The sequence below is a fragment of the Nocardioides palaemonis genome (assembly GCF_018275325.1).
Lineage (GTDB): Bacteria > Actinomycetota > Actinomycetes > Propionibacteriales > Nocardioidaceae > Nocardioides > Nocardioides palaemonis.
Window position 1 is genome coordinate 811,168 of sequence record NZ_JAGVQR010000001.1, and the last position, 18,749, is coordinate 829,916.

Annotated in this window: 21 protein-coding genes and 1 riboswitch; of the genes, 11 read left to right on the top strand and 10 right to left on the bottom strand. The window is 73.4% G+C overall.

What is annotated here, in order from left to right; genetic code table 11:
* Positions 1 to 147 precede the first annotated feature (147 nt).
* Positions 148 to 1,203 carry a PASTA domain-containing protein gene (locus KDN32_RS03835; protein WP_211730781.1) on the top strand — a complete coding sequence of 352 codons (1,056 nt, stop codon included), beginning with the start codon at positions 148 to 150 and terminating at the stop codon, positions 1,201 to 1,203.
* 13 nt (positions 1,204 to 1,216) lie between these two features.
* Here KDN32_RS03835 and KDN32_RS03840 read toward each other — a convergent pair whose 3' ends face one another.
* On the bottom strand, positions 1,217 to 1,912 hold the full coding sequence (locus KDN32_RS03840) for an NADPH-dependent F420 reductase (protein WP_211730782.1): 696 nt from the start codon (positions 1,910 to 1,912) through the stop codon (positions 1,217 to 1,219).
* Between the two features lie 77 nt (positions 1,913 to 1,989).
* On the opposite strand from KDN32_RS03840, the gene KDN32_RS03845 reads away from it, so the two are divergent.
* Both KDN32_RS03845 and KDN32_RS03850 read left to right on the top strand, forming a co-directional pair.
* Positions 1,990 to 2,517: a SigE family RNA polymerase sigma factor gene (locus tag KDN32_RS03845; protein WP_249216347.1), complete on the top strand. Its 528-nt coding sequence runs from the start codon at positions 1,990 to 1,992 to the stop codon at positions 2,515 to 2,517.
* Positions 2,514 to 3,341: a hypothetical protein gene (locus KDN32_RS03850; RefSeq protein ID WP_211730783.1), complete on the top strand. Its 828-nt coding sequence runs from the start codon at positions 2,514 to 2,516 to the stop codon at positions 3,339 to 3,341. Before KDN32_RS03845 ends, KDN32_RS03850 begins: the two co-directional genes overlap by 4 nt.
* On the opposite strand, the gene KDN32_RS03855 is transcribed toward KDN32_RS03850, so the two are convergent.
* Both KDN32_RS03855 and KDN32_RS03860 read right to left on the bottom strand, forming a co-directional pair.
* Complete coding sequence (locus tag KDN32_RS03855; protein WP_211730784.1) at positions 3,311 to 3,910, bottom strand: GNAT family N-acetyltransferase; 600 nt, start codon at positions 3,908 to 3,910, stop codon at positions 3,311 to 3,313. The genes KDN32_RS03850 and KDN32_RS03855 overlap by 31 nt on opposite strands.
* Complete coding sequence (locus tag KDN32_RS03860; RefSeq protein WP_211730785.1) at positions 3,907 to 4,323, bottom strand: VOC family protein; 417 nt, start codon at positions 4,321 to 4,323, stop codon at positions 3,907 to 3,909. The genes KDN32_RS03855 and KDN32_RS03860 overlap by 4 nt, the downstream gene beginning before the upstream one ends.
* A 28-nt stretch (positions 4,324 to 4,351) precedes the next feature.
* Between KDN32_RS03860 and KDN32_RS22165 the strand changes: the two genes are divergently transcribed.
* Together KDN32_RS22165 and KDN32_RS03870 are read left to right on the top strand one after the other, a co-directional pair.
* A complete protein-coding gene (locus tag KDN32_RS22165; protein WP_211730786.1) occupies positions 4,352 to 4,645 on the top strand; it encodes a glutaredoxin domain-containing protein in 294 nt (97 codons plus the stop codon).
* 29 nt (positions 4,646 to 4,674) lie between these two features.
* A complete protein-coding gene (locus tag KDN32_RS03870) occupies positions 4,675 to 5,070 on the top strand; it encodes a YccF domain-containing protein (protein ID WP_211730787.1) in 396 nt (131 codons plus the stop codon).
* A 117-nt stretch (positions 5,071 to 5,187) separates the two neighbouring features.
* Here KDN32_RS03870 and KDN32_RS03875 read toward each other — a convergent pair whose 3' ends face one another.
* The 4 genes from KDN32_RS03875 to KDN32_RS03890 form a co-directional block, all read right to left on the bottom strand.
* Positions 5,188 to 6,231 (bottom strand): ribonucleotide-diphosphate reductase subunit beta, encoded by a 1,044-nt coding sequence (locus KDN32_RS03875; RefSeq protein WP_211730788.1) that lies wholly within the window; start codon positions 6,229 to 6,231, stop codon positions 5,188 to 5,190.
* On the bottom strand, positions 6,228 to 8,666 hold the full coding sequence (locus KDN32_RS03880) for a ribonucleoside-diphosphate reductase subunit alpha (protein ID WP_211730789.1): 2,439 nt from the start codon (positions 8,664 to 8,666) through the stop codon (positions 6,228 to 6,230). The genes KDN32_RS03875 and KDN32_RS03880 overlap by 4 nt, the downstream gene beginning before the upstream one ends.
* Positions 8,667 to 8,804: 138 nt before the next feature.
* A riboswitch (cobalamin riboswitch) is annotated at positions 8,805 to 9,027 on the bottom strand.
* 65 nt (positions 9,028 to 9,092) lie between these two features.
* The gene (locus KDN32_RS03885; RefSeq protein WP_211730790.1) at positions 9,093 to 9,995 is read right to left on the bottom strand and encodes a pseudouridine-5'-phosphate glycosidase; all 903 of its coding nucleotides are present in this window, start codon (positions 9,993 to 9,995) and stop codon (positions 9,093 to 9,095) included.
* On the bottom strand, positions 9,967 to 10,908 hold the full coding sequence (locus tag KDN32_RS03890) for a carbohydrate kinase family protein (protein ID WP_307853694.1): 942 nt from the start codon (positions 10,906 to 10,908) through the stop codon (positions 9,967 to 9,969). Before KDN32_RS03890 ends, KDN32_RS03885 begins: the two co-directional genes overlap by 29 nt.
* Before the next feature lie 44 nt (positions 10,909 to 10,952).
* On the opposite strand from KDN32_RS03890, the gene KDN32_RS03895 reads away from it, so the two are divergent.
* Positions 10,953 to 11,150 carry a hypothetical protein gene (locus tag KDN32_RS03895; RefSeq protein ID WP_211730791.1) on the top strand — a complete coding sequence of 66 codons (198 nt, stop codon included), beginning with the start codon at positions 10,953 to 10,955 and terminating at the stop codon, positions 11,148 to 11,150.
* A 5-nt stretch (positions 11,151 to 11,155) separates the two neighbouring features.
* On the opposite strand, the gene KDN32_RS03900 is transcribed toward KDN32_RS03895, so the two are convergent.
* Positions 11,156 to 12,373, bottom strand: a complete 1,218-nt coding sequence (locus KDN32_RS03900; protein ID WP_211730792.1) for an MFS transporter — start codon at positions 12,371 to 12,373, stop codon at positions 11,156 to 11,158.
* Complete coding sequence (locus KDN32_RS03905) at positions 12,360 to 12,692, bottom strand: DUF3054 domain-containing protein (RefSeq protein ID WP_211730793.1); 333 nt, start codon at positions 12,690 to 12,692, stop codon at positions 12,360 to 12,362. Before KDN32_RS03905 ends, KDN32_RS03900 begins: the two co-directional genes overlap by 14 nt.
* A gap of 38 nt (positions 12,693 to 12,730) precedes the next feature.
* Here KDN32_RS03905 and KDN32_RS03910 point away from each other — a divergent pair, with 38 nt between their 5' ends.
* On the top strand, positions 12,731 to 14,014 hold the full coding sequence (locus tag KDN32_RS03910; RefSeq protein ID WP_211730794.1) for a cytochrome P450: 1,284 nt from the start codon (positions 12,731 to 12,733) through the stop codon (positions 14,012 to 14,014).
* A 15-nt stretch (positions 14,015 to 14,029) separates the two neighbouring features.
* Here the strand turns inward: KDN32_RS03910 and KDN32_RS03915 are convergent, their stop codons facing one another.
* Positions 14,030 to 15,160, bottom strand: a complete 1,131-nt coding sequence (locus tag KDN32_RS03915; protein ID WP_211730795.1) for a hypothetical protein — start codon at positions 15,158 to 15,160, stop codon at positions 14,030 to 14,032.
* A 209-nt stretch (positions 15,161 to 15,369) separates the two neighbouring features.
* Between KDN32_RS03915 and KDN32_RS03920 the strand changes: the two genes are divergently transcribed.
* From KDN32_RS03920 to KDN32_RS03935, 4 genes are read left to right on the top strand one after another with little or no spacing between them, the layout of a single operon-like run.
* Positions 15,370 to 15,663 carry a hypothetical protein gene (locus KDN32_RS03920; protein WP_307853696.1) on the top strand — a complete coding sequence of 98 codons (294 nt, stop codon included), beginning with the start codon at positions 15,370 to 15,372 and terminating at the stop codon, positions 15,661 to 15,663.
* 5 nt (positions 15,664 to 15,668) lie between these two features.
* Positions 15,669 to 16,577, top strand: coding sequence for an N-acetyl-1-D-myo-inositol-2-amino-2-deoxy-alpha-D-glucopyranoside deacetylase (gene mshB, locus KDN32_RS03925; protein WP_211730797.1), 909 nt, complete (start codon positions 15,669 to 15,671; stop codon positions 16,575 to 16,577).
* A gap of 20 nt (positions 16,578 to 16,597) precedes the next feature.
* Entirely contained in the window at positions 16,598 to 16,963 is a 366-nt protein-coding gene (locus KDN32_RS03930; protein ID WP_211730798.1) for a hypothetical protein, read from the top strand.
* A gap of 9 nt (positions 16,964 to 16,972) precedes the next feature.
* Complete coding sequence (locus tag KDN32_RS03935) at positions 16,973 to 18,724, top strand: VanW family protein (protein ID WP_211730799.1); 1,752 nt, start codon at positions 16,973 to 16,975, stop codon at positions 18,722 to 18,724.
* Positions 18,725 to 18,749 lie beyond the last annotated feature (25 nt).

Genomic DNA, 18,749 nt, shown 5'->3' on the forward strand with positions numbered 1-18,749 from the left:
TGGTTGACCTCCGAGCCCGAACCCGGCGACCGACGCCGGGCGCACCCCTACCCACGGTATCCGCGACCCGTGCGTCAGGTGGGCGGAATGACGCTTGCGGTCCGGGGGCGGCCGGGGTGACACTCCGGTGATCCCCCGGGAGCACCCATGGACGTCGAGGACTACCGCGCGGCGCGGCGTACGCGCCTCGCCGAGCTGGCGCGCAGCCTGGGGGTGCCGGCCAGCGAGGCCGAGCAGGTGGTCGACCGGGTGATCGAGGCGCAGCGCCGCCGGATCGCCAGGGCGGACGACCCCGACGACGTCGTCGTCCCCGCCCTGCGCGAGGAGGTGCTCGGCGGCCGTCCGCGGCGCACGTCGGCGGTGATCGTCGGGTTCGCCGCGGTGGTGCTCGCCGCATTCGCCGTCGGCGTCGTCACCACCGGGGACGAGCGCCCGCAGGTCGAGCGGCCGCAGGTCGACCGGGACGACGGGACCGACGGTCGCACGCCCACGGTGCCCTCCCTGCTCGGGCTGACCGCCGACGAGGCGGCGGCGGCCCTCGGGAGCGCGCACATCGCGCTGCGGGTGGTGTCCGTCCCGCAGTGCAACCCGGCCGAGCAGGTCCTCGGGTCCGTGCCGCCGATGGGGACCGCCCTCACCGGCGACGACGTGGTGACGGTGATCGCGACGTCGTCGCCGACGTGGACCTGCCCCGACGACGCGGGCACGCGCGACACCGCGTGGGCCTTCCTCCGCTACGTCGTCACGGGCTCGGCCCGGCCCGACTTCGCCGCGGGCGTGCGGCTGTTCGTCGACGGCGAGCGGGTCGGCGTCGTGGACGGCACGGAGCCGGGAGCGCTGCCGCAGTGGCGGTCAGCGGTGCGCGACCCGGTCGTCCAGTACGTCGCGCGGCCGGCGCCGAACGACCTCGGCCAGCCGATCGTCGCGGTGACCCGCGCCGCGGGTGACCGGACCACCTGCGGTCGTCCGAGCGCGAGGCCGTCGGGGGTCACCGCCGCGGTCACCCGGCTGGTGCTGACAGCAGGCGGGGACGCACCGGGCGCCGGGTGCGGGCTGACGATCGACCTCTTCGAGGACGCGCGCGGCGCGGTCGCGGCCGTCGCCCTGGCCACACCCGCGCTCGGCCGGTCGCTCGGCCCGCCGCCCTGGGTGCGCCCGTCGGGGCGCGGCTGGAGCCGCACGGCCCGGCGCGGTCCGTCCTGACGAGTCGCGCGGTTCAGTCGCGGGTCGCGGCCGCCAGGGCGGCCCGCAGCTCGTCCGCGCCGACCCGCTTCGCGGTGGCGCCGGACCACTGCCCGTCCGGGCTGCCGTCGTAGGGCAGGCCGTAGGCCGGGGTGTCGGGCTGGAAGCGCCAGCCCTCGGCCAGCGGGCCGGCGTCGAGGGCGTCGTAGCCGATCCGGTCGAGCAGCGCGGTGGCGGCGTCCTTGGCGGCCTCGTCGTCCCCGGCGATCGCCAGCACGCTGCGCTCCTCGCTCCCGGCCGGCGCCTGCGGGCGCGCCAGCGCCGCGAGGTGCTCGAAGAAGATGTTGTTGAAGACCTTGACCACGCGCGCGCCCGGGAGGGTGTGGGCGGTGAGCTCGCTGGCGGTGGTCGAGCCGTCGTCGAGCGCGTCGATCCGGCCGTCGCGCTGCGGGTAGTAGTTGCCCGTGTCGAGCACGACCTGGCCGTCGAACGCCTCGACCGGCAGGTCGCGCAGCGCCTTGAGCGGGACGGTGAGGACGACGAGGTCGCCCTCGGTGGCCGCCTCCTCCGCGGTCGCCGCACGGGCGTGGGGGCCGAGGTCGGCAACGACGTCGGCCAGGGTCTCCGGTCCGCGGCTGTTGGCGATCACCACGTCGATGCCGGCGTCCACCGCGAGGCGGGCGACGGTGCTGCCGATATGTCCTGCTCCGACGATTCCCAGTGTGGTCATGTCCGGGTCAACGGTGGTCGCGGACCCGTTGCTCCGGGGCTGTCACGTCCCGGGCGGTCCACGGCGTCTGTGAGGGTATGACCATCTTGACCGAGGCGGGGGCACGGGCGATGAGCGGCGACGACGCGGTGGACTTCACCGAGCTCGTGCACCTCACGGGCCGCCGCATGCACCGCACGGCATACCTGCTCACCGGCGACCCGCACGCCGCCGAGGACCTCGTCCAGGCGGCCTACGCGACGGCCTTCCGCAAGTGGCGGCTGGTGAGCCGTGCCGACGACCCGGCCGCCTACACGCTGCGCATCCTCACCCGGCAGTTCCTCTCCGAACGCCGCCTGCGCCGCTCGACCGAGGTGGTGACCGACCGCGTGGCCGAGGTCGAGGACTCCGCCGGCGAGCCGACGGACCGGCTGCTCCTCCTCGACGCCCTCGCGCGGCTCGCGCCGCGCGACCGCGCAGTGCTGGTCCTGCGGCACTGGGAGGACCGCAGCGTGGCCGAGACCGCCGCGCTGCTCGGGATCTCGGAGGTCGCCTGCCGCACCCGCACCACCCGAGCCCTTGCGCGTCTGCGCGCCGAGATGCCCGACCTGGAGGACCTGTCATGACCACGCTCCACGACCTCTTCGACCACGTCAGCCGTGACCTCGACACCGACCTCGCCCGCCTCGAGCAGCAGGCCCGGGAGCGCGCCGCCCGGGAGACCCGACGGCGCCGCACGGCCGCCGTGCTCGGATCGACGGCGGTAGCGGCGAGCGTCGTGCTCGGCGTCTCGCTGCTGGGCGGCGGGTCCGCGGACGCGCCGTACGCCGACAGCTCGACGTCCTCGGCGAGCCCGACACCGGCACCGACCTCGGCCGCCCCATCGCGACCGGCTCCGCTCACCGGGCGCAGCGCGGCGGCGCTGCTGCGCGAGGTGGTGGGGGAGGTGGCGCCCGGCACCACGACGGACTACGCCGGCGAGGGCGACGTGACCCGGGGCCACGGCGACGTCTACGCCGAGCTGCTGCTGCGGCCCACCGCCGGCGGCGGCTTCGGCACGGTCTCCGTCAACGTCCAGGGTCGTCGCCTGGTCGAGCTGCTCGGCGGACCCACCTGCCCGTCGGGGGTGCTCGACTGCGAGGTGGGCGACCTGCCGGGCGGTGACACCGTCGTGACCTACCGGAACACGCCCGACGGAGACGGCGACGTCCGCCTCGTGGCGGAGGTCTGGCGGGCGGACGGCTCGACACGGTTCGTGGTCGCTGCGACCAACGGCCGTGACCTCGGCGCCGGCCGGTGGGACGTCTCGCGGCCGACGGCCGTGCTGTCGGTGGAGCAGCTGGCCGCGGTGGTCACCGACCAGCGGTGGGGGCCGCAGGTGCCGGGCGACGTCGCCGCCGAGGGCGAGCGGCTCGAGCCCTACCGGTCCCTGGGCGGCTCGCTCGACTGAGCGCGCCGGCTCGGGCCGGTGCGCCACTCGTCGGAGAGCTGGGCGAACACGAGCTGGGTCGTCCACGCGCCCTTGAAGTGGACCGCCTCGACGTGGCGCGCCTCCTGCCGGAACCCGAGCCGCCCGAGCAGCCGGGCGGAGGCGTCGTTGCCCTCGACCACGACCGCGGTCAGCCGGCGGAGGCCGAGGTCGTCGAAGGCCAGCCGGACGATCGCTCGCGCGGCCTCGGCGGCGTACCCCTGCCCCTGGGCGTCGCGGGCGAACGCGAAGCCGATCTCGCCCTGGCCCTCCGAGGCCCACTTGAGCAGCACCTCGCCGATCACCCGGCCGGTGTCGCGCACCTCGACGGCCAGCACCAGCCACTGGCCGTGCGCGAGCAGCTCGGTCTGGGTGAGCTTGACCCGCAGCGTCTCCTCGGTGGCCGCACGATCACGCACCGGCCACGGGACGAACCGCACGACCTCGGGGTCGCCGTGGAAGCGGGTGAGGTCGTCGAGGTCGTCGGTCCGGTGCGCGCGCAGGACGAGGCGCTCGGTGGTGATCGGCAGGACGACCGGGAGGCCGGTCACAGCGAGAAGTGACCCGGCGCCAGGCTGCGCAGCACGCAGAACTCGTTGCCCTCCGGGTCGGCCAGGACGGTCCAGGACTCCTCGCCCGACTGGCCGATGTCGGCGCGCGTCGCGCCGAGGGCGAGGATCCGCTCGACCTCGTCCTCCTGCGACCCCTCGACGGGCGAGACGTCGAAGTGGACCCGGTTCTTGGCGACCTTGTCCTCCGGGACCTGCGCCAGGAAGATCGTCGGCGCCACGGGCCCGGTGCGTACGGCGTCGAGCAGCTCGCGGTCGTCGCGCCCGGGTGGCCCGATCTCCACCAGCCCGGGCTCGCGGTGGAGCACCACCCAGTCCAGGACGCCGCACCAGAACACGGCGAGCCGGTCGGGGTCGTGGCAGTCGAGGGAGATCTCGGTCAGTCGGGACGCCATGGCTTGATCCAACCCGCAGGATGGAGGGGTGTTCAACCGGAAACCGCCGTCCGTGTCGGCGGCCGAGGGCGCCCGAGCCGCGGCGGACGGTCGCGTGGTCGTCTACTGGCGGCGCGGCTGCACCTTCTGCCAGCGGCTGCACCTGATGCTCGGTCGCCGGGTGCGCGACGCGGTGTGGGTGGACGTCTGGGCGGACCCCGACGCCTCGGCGTACGTCCGGTCCGTCAACGACGGCGACGAGGTGGTGCCGACCGTCGTGATCGACGGGGTGCCGTACACCAATCCCTCGCCGCGCGTCGTCGCGGCCGCGCTCGGCGGCTGAGCGCCCGGTCCTCTGGCACGATCGGGACCGTGCGCACCCTGCTGAACGTCATCTGGCTCGTCTTCGGCGGCTTCTGGCTGTTCCTCGGCTACCTGTTCGCCGGGGTGCTGCTGTGCATCCCGATCATCACGATCCCCTGGGCGATCGCCTCCTTCCGGATCGCGACCTACGCGCTGTGGCCGTTCGGACGCACCGTCGTGCCGAAGCCGTCGGCCGGCGCGGGGTCGTTCCTGGGCAACGTGATCTGGTTCGTGCTCGCCGGCTGGTGGCTGGCGATCGGCCACGTGCTGACCGCGATCGCCATGGCGATCACGATCATCGGCATCCCGCTCGCGATCGCCAACCTCAAGCTCATCCCGGTCTCGCTCACGCCGCTCGGCAAGGACATCGTGCCGACCCGCCGCGGCGACTTCGACCTCCGCTGACGGGCGGCGTACCCGTCCTTCGCACCCGGACCTCGTGGTTCGCACCCGAGATCTCGGGTGCGAACCACGGAAGTCCCCGGATATCCGGGGACTTCCCGGCGAGAAGGACCGGACGGCTCAGAAGTCCTCGTCGAACCCGACCGCACCGGTGACGCCGACCTGGTAGGCCGAGACCTTGCGCTCGAAGAAGTTCGACAGCTCCTGCACGTCCTGCAGCTCCATGAACGCCAGCGGGTTCTTCGAGCCGTAGATCACCGGCAGCCCGAGGCGCTCCATGCGGCGGTCGGCGACGTACTCGAGGTAGCTGCGCATGTCGGCGGTCGACAGCCCGGCGACACCGCCGCCGAGCAGGTCCTCGGCGAACTGCGCCTCGGCGTCGACGCCGTCGACCAGCATCTGCCGCACGTCGGCCGCCATCTGCTCGTCGAAGAGCTCGGGCTCCTCCTCGCGCACCGTGTCGACCACGTCGAAGGCGAACGCCATGTGCATCGACTCGTCGCGGAAGACCCAGTTGGTGCCGGACGCCAGGCCGTTGAGGAAGCCGCGCGAGCGCAGGAAGTAGACATAGGCGAACGCGCCGTAGAAGAACAGCCCCTCGATGACCGCGGCGAAGCAGATCAGGTTGAGCAGGAACTTCCGCCGGTGCTCCTGCGTCTCGAGCGCGTCGAGGTCGAAGACCGAGTCGATCCAGCGGAAGCAGAAGTCGGCCTTGGCCTTGATCGAGGCGATGTTGTCGACCGCCGCGAACGCCTCGTGGCGCTCGGTCTCGTCGGGGACGTAGGTGTCGAGCAGCGTCAGGTAGAACTGCACGTGCACCGCCTCCTCGAACAGCTGGCGCGAGAGGTAGAGCCGGCCCTCGGGGGAGTTGATGTGCTGGTAGAGGTTGAGCACCAGGTTGTTGGCCACGATCGTGTCGCCGGTGGCGAAGAACGCCACCAGCCGTGACACCAGGTGCCGCTCGGCGTCGCTCAGCCGGGCGAGGTCCTTGAGGTCGGAGTGCAGGTCGACCTCCTCGACCGTCCAGGTGTTCTTGATGGCGTCGCGGTAGCGGTCGTAGAAGTGCGGGTAGCGCATCGGCCGCAGGGTGAGGTTCATCCCCGGGTCGAGCAGCATCCGCGTCGCGGAGTGGTCGGTGGCGGGGGTGTCGGTCGTGGTGGTCACTGGCAGGCCTCGCAGCTCTCGGGGTTCTCCAGCGAGCAGGCGAGCGCCTCGTCGTCGGAGAAGGTGGTGGGGACGGTCGGGGTGGTCTCGACGACGGGGGAGGGCGCCGGCGCGCTCACCGACGTCGTCGTCTGCTGGATCCGCGTCGCGGGACGCGAGCGGAGGTAGTAGGTCGTCTTCAGTCCGGACTTCCAGGCGTGGAGGTACATCGACGAGAGCTTCCCGATCGACGGTCCGGCGATGAAGAGGTTGAGCGACTGGCTCTGGTCGATGAACGGCTGCCGGGCGGCGGCCATGTCGATCAGCGCCCGCTGCGGGAGCTCCCACGCGGTGCGGAAGAGGTGGCGTACGTCCTCGGGGATCGCGGCGATCCCCTGCACCGAGCCCTCGGCGCGCTTGATCTCCTCGCGCACCTCGGGGGTCCACAACCCGCGCGCCTTGAGCTCGCGCACGAGGGCGGTGTTGACCTGGAGGAACTCGCCCGACAGGGTCTCGCGCTTGAACAGGTTGGACACCTGCGGCTCGATGCACTCGTAGCAGCCGGCGATCGAGGCGATCGTCGCCGTCGGCGCGATCGCGACGAGCAGCGCGTTGCGCAGCCCGTGCTCCGCGATCCGCCCGCGCAGCGCGGCCCAGCGCTCGGTCTGGGTGCCGGTGACGTCCCACAGGTCGGGCTGCAGGACGCCGCCGGCGGCGCGGGTCTCGGCGTACGCCGGGTGCGGGCCGTGCCGCTCGGCGAGCTCGCAGCTGACCTCGAGGGCGGTCAGGTAGATCTCCTCCGAGACCCGGGTCGAGAGCTCGAGGGCCTCGGGGGAGTCGAAGGGCAGCCCGAGCGCGAAGAACACGTCCTGCAGGCCCATCAGCCCGAGCCCGACCGGTCGCCAGCGCGGGTTGGAGGCGGCCGCCTCGTCGCTGGGGTAGTAGTTGACGTCGATCACCCGGTCGAGCAGCGGCACCGCCGTGCGGACCGTGGCGCGCAGCGCGTCCCAGTCGAGGCCGGGTCTCGTGACAGCCGCCGGGGCGCCGTCCTCGATCACCGGGGTGAGCAGGTGCTGGGCGAGGTTGACCGAGCCGAGGTTGCACACCGCTGTCTCGTCGTCGGAGGAGACCTCGATGATCTCGGTGCAGAGGTTCGACAGGTGCACCACGGGCCCGCCGGGGGTGTCCCGGGTCTGGTTGCAGGTCCGGTTGCTGGCGTCCTTGAACGTCATCCAGCCGTTGCCGGTCTGGGCGAGCGTGCGCATCATCCGGCCGTAGAGCTCGCGGGCGCTGACCGTGCGCACCACGCGTCCCTCCTCCTCGGCACGGCGGTAGGCCTCGTCGAAGGCCGCACCCCAGAGGTCGGGCAGCTCGGGCGCCTGGTCGGGGTCGATCAGCGACCACTGCCCGTCGGCCTCGACGCGGCGCATGAACTCGTCGGGCACCCAGTGCGCGAGGTTGAGGTTGTGGGTGCGCCGGGCGTCCTCACCGGTGTTGTCGCGCAGCTCGAGGAACTCCTCGACGTCGGGGTGCCACGGCTCGAGGTAGACGCACGCCGCGCCCTTGCGGCGCCCGCCCTGGTTGACCGCCGCCACCGACGAGTCGAGGGTGCGCAGGAACGGCACGATGCCGTTGGACTGGCCGTTGGTGCCGCGGATCAGCGCGCCGCGGCTGCGGACGCGGGAGAACCCGATGCCGATCCCGCCGGCGAACTTCGACAGCTTCGCGACCTGCGCGTAGCGCGAGTAGATCGAGTCGAGGTCGTCACGCGGGCTGTCGATCAGGTAGCACGACGACATCTGGGTGTGGCGGGTGCCGGAGTTGAAGAGCGTCGGCGACGACGGGAGGTAGGCCAGGCGGGACATCAGCCGGTAGAACTCGATGGCCTCCCCGGTGCTCTGCGCGAGGCCGCACGCGACCCGCAGCAGGAAGTACTGCGGGGTCTCGATGACCAGGCGGGTCGAGGGGTGGCGCAGCAGGTAGCGGTCGTAGACGGTGCGCAGCCCGAAGTACTCGAAGCGCCGGTCGGCGTCGTGGTCGACGGCGAAGTCGAGCTTGCGGGCGTTGTCCTTGACGAACGCTGCCGTCTCGTCGCCGATCAGCCCCTCGGCGTGACCGAGCGCGACCGACTGGCTGAACGACGCGACGCCCTGGTTGCGGACCTCCTTGTCGACGTAGCCGGCGAGCAGCCGGCCGGCGAGCCGGGAGTACTGCGGCTCCTCGCCGATCATCTCCGCGGCGGTCTGGATGGACAGCCGGTCGAGCTCGGCGGTGGTGGCGCCGTCGTAGAGCCCGCTGATGGTGCGGGTCGCGACCCGCATCGGGTCGACGTGCGCCAGGTCGGCGCTCACCCGGTCGACGGCTCGGACGATCTTGTTGACGTCGACGGGCTCGCCGTCGCCGTTCCTCTTGCGGACCTGCATGGCGGTGCGGCCCGGTGACTCGGTGATGGTCACTTCTCTCTCCTCGCGAGACGTCACGGGGTCCGTGGCGACGCGGGGAGGGGAGGGCGTACGAGGCGTGCGTGGCTGTCGCGGCGCAGCGTCGTGCGGAGCCCACCGGCCTTCCCACGAGGCCTCGGACCACCGCACCCGGTCGGGTGCGGTGCGCTGGCAGGTCTTCGGACTCGCGGGCGCGCCTGCCGGATCCCTCCGGTCGACCCCTACTGGCCGTCGCTTCCCAGGCCTCCCGGCCCAGTGCTTCGTGACGGCTGTCGTTCCCACTCACCGCTGCGGGGCAGTCCCGGACTCACACCGGGTTCCCTCTTGCCTCGACGCGCCCGGCTTGGCGCGGCGAACCAGCCGCGTGCACCACCATATGTAGGTCTGCGCGAGATGTGTGGGACCACATCTTGTGTCGGCGTGTCGTTGCGCTGACCCGCCTCAGCGCGCCGCGCGGGCCCGCGCGATCGCGGCGCCGAGGCGGGCGTTGTGCTCGACGAGCGCGATGTTGGTGCGCAGCGAGGAGCCGTCGGTGAGCTCGACGATCCGGCCGAGGAGGTAGGGCGTGGTGTCCTTGCCGGTGATGCCGAGCGCGTCCATGTCGGCCAGCGCCCGGTCGATGATCGTGCCGATCTCCCCGGCCGGGATCTCGCTCTCGGCCGGGACCGGGTTGGCGACGACGACACCGCCGGCGAGGCCCATGTCCCACTTGGCCTGCATCAGCGCCGCGACCTCGGCGGCGGAGTCGACCCGCATCGGCGCGGCGAAGCCGGACGAGCGGGAGTAGAACGACGGGAACTCGTCGGTGCCGTAGCCGAGGACCGGGACGCCGAGGGTCTCGAGCTTCTCCAGGGTCAGGCCGATGTCGAGGATGCTCTTCACGCCGGCGCAGACGACGGCGACCGAGGTGGTGGCGAGCTCGGTGAGGTCGGCCGACACGTCGTACGACGTCTCCGCGCCGCGGTGCACGCCGCCGAGCCCGCCGGTGACGAAGACGTCGATGCCGGCGAGTGCCGCGAGGCGCATCGTCGACGCGACGGTCGTGGCGCCGTGCAGCCCGCGCGAGACGACGTAGGGCAGGTCGCGGAGGGAGACCTTCATGACCGACTCGTCCGAGGCGAGCAGCTCGAGGTCGTCGGCGGACAGGCCGATCGTCGGCCGGCCGTGCAGCACGGCGATGGTGGCCGGGACGGCGCCGCCGTCGCGGACGATGCCCTCGACCGTGCGGGCCATCTCGACGTTCTGCGGGTAGGGCATGCCGTGGCTGATGATCGTGCTCTCCAGCGCGACGACGGGCTGCCCGGAGTCGAGCGCGTCACGCACCTCGGAAGTGATCGTCAACATCGGTGACCTCTCTCGGAGTCGGGGGCTCGAGGGCGCTCATCGCCTCGGGCAGGTCGGGTCGGACGGTGTGCGGGCTGGTGATCGTCGCGGCTGCGGCGCGGTGGCCCTCGCGGGCGGCCTCCACCGGGTCGGCACCGCGCAGCGAGGCCGCGATCCAGCCGGCGAGCATGGCGTCGCCCGCGCCGGTGACGTCGACGACCTCGACCGGGATCGCGGGCAGGTGGACCGGACGGACGCCCTCGCGGCAGACGTACGAGCCGCGGGCGCCCTCGCGCAGCCACACGAGCCCGACGCCGCGGTCCCAGAGGTCGTCGACCGCGCTCCACGGGTCGTGCGGGCGGCCGACGAGGGCGCCGACCTCGTCGGAGTTGGGGGTGACGAGGAACAGCTCCTGCACCTCGGAGGCCAGCCGCGCCGCCTTGGCGACGGAGACCGGCTCGAGCGCGACGGGCACACCGGCGGCGGACGCGGCGGCGCGGACCTTCGCCACCTGCGCGGGCGCGAGGTTGCCGTCGACGACGACGAGGGCGGCATCGCCGAGGTGGAGGGTGTCGAGCTCGAGGGCGTCGACGACCGCCATGTCCGAGACGGCCGAGACGAGCTCGCCGTGGTGGTCGAGGACGGCGGTGTAGGTCCCGGTCGCGGCGCCCGGCACGCGGCGTACTGCCGACACGTCGACGCCGCAGGCCGCGGTGACGCGGAGCGCCTCGTCGCCGAACGCGTCCTGGCCGACGGCGGACACCAGCCGCACCGGCGTGCCGAGCAGGCCGAGGCACGCGGCGACGTTGCGGCCGACCCCGCCGGGGGAGATCCGGGTGTGGCCGGGGTTGCTGGTCGCGGCGACGAGCGGGCCGGACGTGCGGGCGACGACGTCCATGTTGGTCCCGCCGACGACCACCACCCACTGGCTCACGCGCAGATCCTGACAGAGCAGGCCGACGGGTCTACCGTCGAGGGGTGATCTGGATCACGGGGGGACTCGCGCTGGCGGCCGTCGTGGCCTGGCTGGACCGCCGGCAGCGCCGCCGCGACGCCGAGGACCGGGCCCGTTCCGGCGTGCCGATGCGCCACCTGCAGCCGCGGAGCGGTGTCGGGCACCTCGGCGAGGCACCGGTCGCCGTCCACCACCGCCTCGGCGGGCGCGGGCGGGGCTGAGCGGGTCAGATCTCGTCGTCGACGTACGTCGGCGCGGCCACCCGCCAGCCGGCGAGCGCGAGCGGCACCGAGGTCAGCGCGAGCAGCACCAGCACCAGCGACCAGCCGCCGGTCGCGTCGTGCAGCAGCCCGACGGCGAAGGGCCCGATCGCGGCGAGCGCGTAGCCGACCGGCTGCACGAAGCCGGAGAGCTGGGCGGTCACCGAGGGGTGACGTGTGCGCGCGGTGATCAGCGCGATCGCCGTGGGGAAGGCCAGGCCGGACAGGCCGAGCAGGAGCGCCCAGAGCCACGGGACGGTCGCCGGGGCGACCAGCAGGCCGGCGTACCCGAGGGCGAGCAGCACCCCGAACGACACCGTCAGCGGGCGCAGGCCGCGCCCCCGGGCGATCACCGTCGGCATCGCGAGCGCGCCGAGGATGCCGACGCTCGAGAGCAGCGCCTGCAGGGCTCCGGCGTGCGACGCGGACAGCCCGGCGTCGCGGTAGATCTGCGGGAGCCAGCCGAACTGGACGTACGCGTGCATCGACTGCACGCCGAACAGGACGGTGAGCGCGACCGCCGTGGGCGAGTGGACCACCCGGCCGGACGGCGCCTCGTCGCTGACCTGGTGCTCGGCCGGGGACCGGCGCTCGCGCAGCGCGAGCCAGGCCCACAGCGGCAGGGACACGGCGAGCAGCAGCCCCCACATGCCCAGCCCGGTCTGCCACGACCCGGTCGCCTCGGTGACCGGCGCGGTGGCCAGCGACCCGATGGTGCCGCCCACGACGAGCCCGGTGCCGTAGACGGTCATCAGCACCACGGCGTGTCCGTGCGCCTTGATCCACGCCGGGACGAGGACGTTGCCGACCGCCATGCCGGCGAGGGCGAGCACGGTGAAGAGGAGGAAGACCGGGACGCTGTCGGTGGTGACCCGCAGCAGCAGGCCGGTCGTCGCGGCGGCGAGGCCGAGCGCGATGCCGACGGTCATGCCGACGCGGCGGGCGAACGCGACGGCCAGGGCGCCGACCACGCCGAAGCAGAGGCCGGGCAGGCCGGTCATCGCGCCGGCGACCCCGGCGCTCATGCCGAGGCCGTCGCGCACCTCCTCCAGCACCGGTCCCGGAGACGACGCGCCGGGGCGGAGGTTGACCGAGACCAGGACGACGGCGGCGACCAGGACGGCGTACGGGACGGCCTTCGAGACGGTGCGGGGGGAGGTGGTGCGGGGGTCAGCGTCGGGCACGTGCACCGAGCCTAGGCGCGAGGAGCAGCACGCCGAGGACGAGGGTCGCGACGACGACGAACGACGTCGCGGTGCCCTGGTCGCTCGCGCGGCGCAGCAGCATGCCGCCGACGAGCGCGCCCAGCCAGACCACGACCCCCGACAGGAGTGCCGCCGGCGGGCGGCGGGTCAGTGCCAGCACGGCCCACGCGAGCAGGGCGCCGGTGAGGAAGGGCCACGCCGTGGTCCACCAGCCGCCGAGGGTCAGCGAGCCGTAGTGGCTCAGCCGGCCGACGACCGCGAACAGGCCCACCAGGAGGAGGTCGATCAGCAGCCACATGGCATCGAGCCTAGGCACCCCGGGGCTAGGGTCGGGCCATGAGGTCCACGGTCCACTGGGGGGTGGCCCACGGCCTGCCCACGCTGATCCTGCGCCGGGCCGCCGACCGGGGCGACCTGCACGCCCGACTGGTGCGGACCGGGGGCAGGGGCAGCGAGGCGTTCGACCTCGTCGAGGAGATCCGCGCGCGCGGGCCGCTCTACCGCTCGCAGCTCGGCTACGTCGCCACCAGCCACGCGACGGTGCGCGAGGTGCTGACCAGCGACGACTTCCGGACCGGCTTCCCGACCGACCAGGGCCCGATCGGCCGGGTCGCCCGCTGGGCGGCGCCGCGCACCCTCCACCCGGTCGAGCCGCCGTCGCTGCTGGTCACGGAGCCGCCCGACCACACCCGCTACCGCCGGTTGGTCACGCGGGTGTTCACGATGCGGGCGGTCGACCGGCTGCGCGAGCGCACCGAGGAGATCGCGGCCGGACTGCTCGACGACCTCGAGCCGCGCGCTCACGACGAGGTGGACCTCGTCGAGTCCTACTGCTCCCTGCTGCCCGTCACGGTCATCGCGGAGATCCTCGGCGTGCCCGAGGCCGAGCGCGCCCGGGTGCTCGACTTCGGCTCCGCCGCTGCTCCCAGCCTCGACTTCGGGCTCGGCCTGCGCCGCTACCGCTCGGTCTCGCGGGCGCTCGCGCAGTTCGACACGTGGCTCGGGCAGCACCTCGAGCAGCTGCACCGCTCGCCGGGCGACGACCTGCTCAGCGAGCTGGTGGCCGTCCGCGACGAGGGGCGCGGCCTCGACGAGACCGAGCTCAAGGCGACCGCGGGCCTGGTGCTCGCGGCCGGCTTCGAGACGACCGTCAACCTGCTCGGCAACGGCATCGCCCTGCTGCACGACCACCCCGGGGAGCGCGCCCGCGTCGGCGCCGATCCGTCGCTGTGGCCCAACGTCGTCGAGGAGGCGCTGCGGCTCGACCCGCCGGTGCTGCTGACCGCCCGGATGGCCCAGCGCGACACCGAGCTGGCCGGGACGACCGTGCGCGCGGGCTCGATGGTGACCGCGGTGCTCGGCGGGGCCAACCGGGACCCGGAGGTGTTTCCCGACCCGCTGCGCTTCGACGTCGCCCGCGCGAACGCCCGCGACCACATCGCGTTCTCCTCCGGGCGGCACCACTGCCTCGGCGCCCAGCTCGCCCGGATGGAGGGCGACGTGGGGCTGCGCACGATCTGGGAGCGCTACCCCGACCTGCGCCTCGAGCCGGGCGCGCGGCGGCGCGAGACCCGCATCCTGCGCGGCTTCGAGCGGCTGCCGGCGACCCTGCGGCCCTGAGACGTCACGGACGCGTCAGTCGAAGCGGCGGCGGTCCATCGAGACGATCCAGCGCCGCCGCGGGTGCTCGGTGACCGACCAGAGCCGGTCGGTCGACGGCCACCAGCTCAGGTCCTCCGGACCCATCGGCAGCGCCCACCGGTGCACGCGCATCGAGCCGGGCTCGCCCGCACAGACCGAGCCGGGCATCCACGGCCCGCGCGACACGGTCACGTGGTAGCGACCCTCGGCGAGGACGGCGCCCTGCATCTGCCGCACGCCACCGTCGTCGATCGCCAGCGGCCGGGAGAACCCGTCGTCGCCGGTGGCCAGCTGCCCGGTCGCGGGGTCGAGCGGGAAGCGGGCGAGCCGGGTCGTGGCGCCGGCCTTGAGGGCGTACTCGCCGGCCACGAGCGCCGGCGGCGTCGAGCGCCGGTCGAGCGACAGGAACGAGTAGCGCAGCCGCTCCTGCCCCTCGTCGGTGTGGGCGCGGTAGGTGAAGCGCACCGGCAGGACGTAGCGGTGGCCGTAGGAGTGGAGCGTGCGCCCCTCGATGCCGAAGCGGTCGGGGTGGTCGTCGTCGCCCGGCACCCGCATGATGTCGTCGACGCGGGCGGTCACGAAGCCGCGGCTGGTGGCCGCGACGTGGAGGTAGGGCCCGGCCCACACGATGCCGCCGGCGTGGATGTTCATCGGCTCGAGCGTCAGCGAGCCGTCCTCGTCGAACGCCGCCTGGACGAGCAGCACGTGGCGGTAGCGCCGCGAGTCGAGGTCGACGAAGGTGACCCGCGAGCCGCGCTTCACCCCGTCCTTCCCGGTCGAGTACCACGTGGTGACGAGCACCCGCCGCCCGTCGACGTCCTCGGTGTCGGAGGCGTCGGCGCTGGTCGAGATGCCCTGCGGGTACCACGCCTCGTCGCGCTCGTCGTAGCGGTCCCAGCGGTACGCCTCGCGCACCGCCCGCCCGAGCAGCCGCGGCACCACCCGCGCCCGGCGCAGCGGCCAGCGCAGGTCGTCGAGCAGGCCGCCGAGGCCCGTCGGCTCGCCGAGCAGGTCCGCGAGGGCCGCGATCTCGCGCACGTCCTCGTCGGTGCGCTCGAGGTGCAGCCCCTCGACGTACGCCGGCTCGCCCGCGGTCGGCCCGGTCCACCCGCCTGATGGCTCCATGGAGCCGACCCTAGCGACGCGCCCTTTCCCGCTGCCCCACCCGACGGGACAGGCCCGCGTGGGTGCCGGGTGGTGACACGCCCTGTGCCGGGTCCCGGCGCCATCGCCCATGCGATCTGACACACCCCGTGCCGCAACGGAGACGGACGGGCCCGAGCATGTGGGCCGGGTCGTGCCAGGACCGGAGGGCGCAGGGGAGAATGGCCGGCGTGAGGGCGATCTTCTTCGACGAGGCCGACGCGCGGGCGGTGGTCGCGCGGCTGGTGGCGGACGGCTTCGAGGCGCGCGTCGAGCGCGAGCGGCTGGCGGGGGAGGACGACGACGAGGACCACCCGTGGGCGGTGGTCAGCGACGCCCCGGCGTTCATGCTCGAGGTGCTCGTCGACACCCACGACGGCTGGCTCGACGAGGGCGACGAGCAGGCGGGGGAACACCCGACCCCGCTCGCGCCGTTGGACCTCCCGACGGCACCGAGGACCGTCAAGCGCCCCGACCTAGGCTGAGGTACATGTCGCAGAACGACCGCAGGATCCTGCTCGTCCACGCCCACCCCGACGACGAGTGCATCAACAACGGCGCCACGATGGCGCGCTACGTCGACGCGGGGGTCGGCGTCACGCTGGTCACCTGCACGGCAGGCGAGATGGGCGAGGTGCTTGTGCCCGCGCTGTCCCACCTCGCGTACGAGAACGACGGCGGGCTCGGCGAGCACCGCCGCGGCGAGCTCGACGAGGCGATGGCCGTCCTCGGGGTGACCGACCACCGCTTCCTCGGCGGCTACGGCCGCTTCCACGACTCCGGGATGGCCTGGCACGAGGACGGCCACGCCATCGCGGCGGAGGAGATCCCCGACAACGCCTTCTGGACCGCCGACCTCACCGAGGCCGCCGACGAGCTGGTGAAGGTGATCCGCGAGGTCCGCCCGCAGGTGCTGGTGACCTACGACCAGTTCGGCGGCTACGGCCACCCCGACCACATCCAGGCCCACCGCGTCGCGATGTACGCCTCCCAGCTCGCCGCCGCGCCGTCGTACCGGCTCGACCTGGGCGAGCCCCACGACGTCGCCAAGATCTACTGGACCGCGATGAGCGAGTCGCGGATGCGCGAGAGCCTGCGCCAGCTGCGCGAGTCGGGCGACACCGAGACCTTCAAGGGCATGGAGCCCGACGGCAAGCTGCCGCCCTTCGTGACCCCCGACGAGCTGATCAGCGCGCGCGTCGACGGCAGCGCCACGGTCCAGCGCAAGATGGACGCGCTGCGCAAGCACGCCACGCAGGTGGAGCAGGACGGCCACTTCTTCTCGGGCGCCGAGAGCGGCCACTCGTGGTGGTCCGACGAGTACTACCGCCTCGTCAAGGGCACGCCCGGCCCGCTCGGCGCCGACGGGTTCGAGGAGGACCTCTTCGCCGGCCTGTGACCCGGCCCGTGAGGAGGCTGGTGGGGACGCTCGGCGCCCTCGTCGTGGGAGCGGTGTCCGGCGCGGCCGGCACGCTCCTGCACCAGCAGTGGTGGGGGCTCGCGCTGGCCCTCGTCACCGGCGTGGTCGTCACGGCCTGGCTGCCCGCCGGGACCGTACGCCTCGGCTTCGCGATCGGCTGGTGCGTGCCGGTCGTGCGAGGTGCGCTCGCCCTGCCGTCCGGCGGCTTCCTCGTGGCCGCGAACGCTCCCGGGTGGTCGTTCCTGGCCGGGTCGGGCGTGCTGCTCGTGACGGCGGTGCTGACCGTCGCGTCGGGCCCGGGACGGCCCCACGAGGGACCGGCCGGCGGCGCCGCGGATCCCGGATCGCTCGGTCCCGCCTCCTAGAATCGCCGCGTGCCGAAGAACCCCAGCAAGTCCGCAGAGCCCCGTGACCGGGCGGGCGCGTCCGTCGTCGGATGGCTCCTGGTCGGGCTGGTCGTGCTCTTCGGCGGGTCCTACGCGGCCGCCCACTACGTCGCCGGCGACCGCGTGCCGCGCGGCACCACGGTCTCCGGCGTGGACATCGGCGGGCACCCGCAGGGCGAGGCCGCCGAGCGCCTCCAGGCCGGCCTGGCCGACAAGGTCGCCCGCGACATCACCACCACGGTCGACGGCCAGCCGGTGTCGATCGACCCGGCGGCCGCCGGCCTCGACGTCGACTACGACGCGTCGGTCGCGGAGGCCGGCGGCGAGAGCACCTGGGACCCGGTCCGGCTCTGGAACTACTTCACCGGTGGAGACGCCACCGAGGCCGAGGTGGTCGTCGACGACACGGCCTACAACGCCTACCTCACGACGCTCGACGACCAGCACGGCGAGGCGGCGGTCGACGGCGCAGTCGCCTTCGAGGGCGGTGAGATCACCCGGACCCCCGCGGTGACCGGTCGTGCGCTCGACCCGGCCGACACGCTGGCCGCCCTGCGCGCGGCGTACCTCGCCGACGAGCCGGGCACGGTCGAGCTCGAGACGACCGACGTGGTCCCGGCGATCGACGACACGGACGTCCAGGCGGCGCTCGACTCGTTCGCCTCACCCGCCGTCGCGGCGCCGGTCACCATCGACTTCCAGGGCTCGTCGGTCAAGGTCTTCCCGAAGGACTACGCCGCCGCGCTCAGCCTGGTGCCCACCGACGGCACGCTGGTGCCGACCCTCGACCCGGCGAAGCTCGCCGAGGTGGTCGGCGCGAAGGTCACCACCGGCGCCCCGGTCGACGCGAGCGTCCAGCTCGTCGACGGTCGCCCGCAGGTGGTGCCGGCCAAGCCCGGCGTCACCTTCGACCAGGCACAGCTCGAGGCCGGCTTCCTCGACGTCGTGGCCCAGCCCCAGGGCCAGCGCACGCTCGCGCTCGACGCCCAGGTCGCGCAGCCGGAGTTCACGACCAAGCAGGCCCGGGCGCTGAAGGTGAAGGAGAAGGTCTCCAGCTTCACGACCTACTTCCCCTACGCGGAGTACCGCAACGTCAACATCGGTCGCGCGGCCGAGCTCATCAACGGGACGCTGCTCGAGCCGGGGGAGACCTTCTCGCTCAACGACACCGTGGGCGAGCGCACCGAGGCCAACGGCTTCACCGAGGGCTACATCATCAACGACGGCATCCTCGTCCAGGACCTCGGCGGCGGCGTCTCGCAGATGGCGACCACGACGTTCAACGCGATGTTCTTCGCCGGGCTCGAGGACGTCGAGCACAAGCCGCACTCGTTCTACATCGACCGCTACCCGGTCGGTCGCGAGGCGACCGTGGCGTGGGGCGCGGTCGACCTGCGCTTCACCAACGACACCCCCTACGGCGTGCTGATCCAGGCCGACGTGACGCCGTCGACCCCGTCGTCGTCGGGCGTGGCGACGGTGAGCATGTGGTCCACCAAGTGGTGGGACGTCACGACCACGACCGGCGAGCGGCACAACCCGACCCAGCCGAAGACGCGGCGCATCGACACGCTGAAGTGTCACCCCAACACCGGCTTCGGCGGCTTCGACATCGACGTGGTCCGCTACTTCCGGCCGGTCGGCGCCAACACCGAGCAGCGTGACCCCGAGACGTTCAGCACGACCTACATCCCCAGCGACACCGTCATCTGCACCAACCCCGACGCCACCGACGGCTGAGCCGCCGGCGACCTCCCCGTCACGA

Excerpts from the sequence above, each read along its gene's own strand:
- KDN32_RS03835 (WP_211730781.1), top strand. The coding sequence starts at position 148 with ATGGACGTCGAGGACTACCGCGCGGCGCGGCGTACGCGCCTCGCCGAG.
- KDN32_RS03840 (WP_211730782.1), bottom strand. The coding sequence starts at position 1,912 with ATGACCACACTGGGAATCGTCGGAGCAGGACATATCGGCAGCACCGTC.
- KDN32_RS03845 (WP_249216347.1), top strand. The coding sequence starts at position 1,990 with ATGACCATCTTGACCGAGGCGGGGGCACGGGCGATGAGCGGCGACGAC.
- KDN32_RS03850 (WP_211730783.1), top strand. The coding sequence starts at position 2,514 with ATGACCACGCTCCACGACCTCTTCGACCACGTCAGCCGTGACCTCGAC.
- KDN32_RS03860 (WP_211730785.1), bottom strand. The coding sequence starts at position 4,323 with ATGGCGTCCCGACTGACCGAGATCTCCCTCGACTGCCACGACCCCGAC.
- KDN32_RS03885 (WP_211730790.1), bottom strand. The coding sequence starts at position 9,995 with ATGTTGACGATCACTTCCGAGGTGCGTGACGCGCTCGACTCCGGGCAG.
- KDN32_RS03905 (WP_211730793.1), bottom strand. The coding sequence starts at position 12,692 with ATGTGGCTGCTGATCGACCTCCTCCTGGTGGGCCTGTTCGCGGTCGTC.
- KDN32_RS03910 (WP_211730794.1), top strand. The coding sequence starts at position 12,731 with ATGAGGTCCACGGTCCACTGGGGGGTGGCCCACGGCCTGCCCACGCTG.
- KDN32_RS03915 (WP_211730795.1), bottom strand. The coding sequence starts at position 15,160 with ATGGAGCCATCAGGCGGGTGGACCGGGCCGACCGCGGGCGAGCCGGCG.
- mshB (WP_211730797.1), top strand. The coding sequence starts at position 15,669 with ATGTCGCAGAACGACCGCAGGATCCTGCTCGTCCACGCCCACCCCGAC.